Source organism: Candidatus Zixiibacteriota bacterium (assembly GCA_021159005.1).
Taxonomy (GTDB): domain Bacteria; phylum Zixibacteria; class MSB-5A5; order UBA10806; family 4484-95; genus JAGGSN01.
In genome coordinates this window covers 1-1,356 of the sequence record JAGGSN010000128.1, presented here as the reverse complement: position 1 = coordinate 1,356, position 1,356 = coordinate 1, and the positions used below count along the sequence as shown (strand labels likewise).

Annotated in this window: 1 protein-coding gene; it reads left to right on the top strand. The window is 41.4% G+C overall.

Annotated features, from left to right (window positions below; all coding sequences use genetic code 11):
• Positions 1-284: 284 nt before the first annotated feature.
• Positions 285-1,356 (top strand): transposase (locus tag J7K40_08230; GenBank protein MCD6162384.1); only part of this gene is annotated, 1,072 nt, incomplete at its 3' end.

Genomic DNA, 1,356 nt, shown 5'->3' with positions numbered 1-1,356 from the left:
ATCAATTGGATGAGATGAAACAGGCATCTTATAAGCAAGGATACGATGATGCTATCGCTTTGATTATAAAATCACTTGAACAGGAATATAATAAAGGAGTAATACCATGACACGCAAAAAGAATAAAAGAATAGATTTGAATAAGGAATGCCGTAGACATGGTCCGGGATATTATGCGACTCAATATAGAATTGTTGAAGATATCACTGCGACGCCATACCAAATAAGAAATTATAGGATGAGGGGATCAGTATAGTACGATGCCTCAACAGTGGTGTGTTAACATGAGCAGAAAGACTTTCAAATATCGGATGTACCCAACGAGGAAACAGAACATCATATTATTGAATGTACTTTCCACATGTAGACACCTCTATAATGAGATGCTGGAAGACCGTAAAAATGCTTATGATCGATGTTGCATCGGAGTGAACTATAATCAGCAGGCTGGGCAGTTAAAATACCTTAATCTTGGTGTATACTCGCAGGTTGCTCAGGATGTTCTTCGTAGACTTGATAAGGCATTTCAAAACTTCTTCAGACGGGTGAAAAACGGGGAAACTCCCGGATACCCCAGATTTAAAGGATATAACCGATATGACTCATTCACATACCCACAGTCCGGATTTAAGATACTTGAAGATGGTAGATTGAAACTATCGAAGATTGGAGTTATCAGGATGTTTATGCACAGGGAGATTGAGGGTAAGATCAAGACTTGCACCATCAAACGAGATGGCGACCAGTGGTATGCGGGCTTCTCCGTTGAACTTCCGAACCCAGAACCAAAGGAGATTAAAACTTCTGTTGGTGTGGATGTAGGGATCACGACTCTCGCTGTGCTGTCGGACGGTACGCAGATACCGAATCCGAAGACCACATACAAATACGACTTGAAGTTAAGGAAAGAACATAAACACCTATCTCGTAAGAAAAAGGGATCAAATAATCGGAATAAGCAGAAGGTTGTTCTCAAAGGGGTATATCGTAAGGTACGAAATGTCCGAAAGGACTATCTGCACAAAGTAAGCCGTTTTCTCGCAGATACTTATGATCAGATCATATTTGAGGACTTGCAAATCAAAAACATGGTGAAGAACCATCATCTTGCAAGATCAATTCACGATGCGTCTTGGGGAAAATTAATTGAGTTCACGACCTACAAAGCAGAATATGCTGGTGGTGTTGTTGGGCTGGTTAATCCGAGATACACATCACAAGAATGTTGCATTTGTGGCAATATCCAGTCGATGCCGTTGTCACAAAGGACGTACATCTGTGCATCCTGTGGCAACGTCATAGACCGTGATCACAACGCGGCGATAAACATTCGCAACAGATATGTAGGCACGGACT